Origin of the sequence: Pseudomonas sp. Pse1 (assembly GCF_024519635.1) — a bacterium.
Lineage (GTDB): Bacteria > Pseudomonadota > Gammaproteobacteria > Pseudomonadales > Pseudomonadaceae > Aquipseudomonas.
Genome location: NZ_JALJRO010000116.1, coordinates 1 through 314 on the forward strand (window position 1 = coordinate 1; position 314 = coordinate 314).

Here is a 314-nt window from a genome sequence, read left to right on the forward strand (position 1 = left end):
CGCCCACAAAGGTGCTGTTGAGTTTTGCGTAGGCGTAGTCGGTAGTGGTAGTCAGACCGTTGAGGGTCAGGGCCTGCTGCTGGCGCCGACCATGCAGTAACGGGTTGTCGGGCTGGTTGAAGGTCTGGTAGACCAGCTGTTGCAGCAACTCCTCCTGATTGAAGATCCGGTCGACCCGTTGTTGCAGCACCTCCTGCCGGTTGGAGGTCTGGGACTTCAGCTGTTGCAGCAACTTCTGCCGATTGCCGTTGACCTGATGCAGAGCCTCTTCGGTCAGCACCAGCCAGTCGTTGCTGACAGAGCCCCTGAGCGGT

At 59.2% G+C, this 314-nt stretch carries 1 protein-coding gene; it reads right to left on the minus strand.

Annotated features, from left to right (window positions below; all coding sequences use genetic code 11):
- Positions 1–314 (minus strand): hypothetical protein (locus NR126_RS28645; protein WP_256832522.1); only part of this gene is annotated, 314 nt, incomplete at both ends.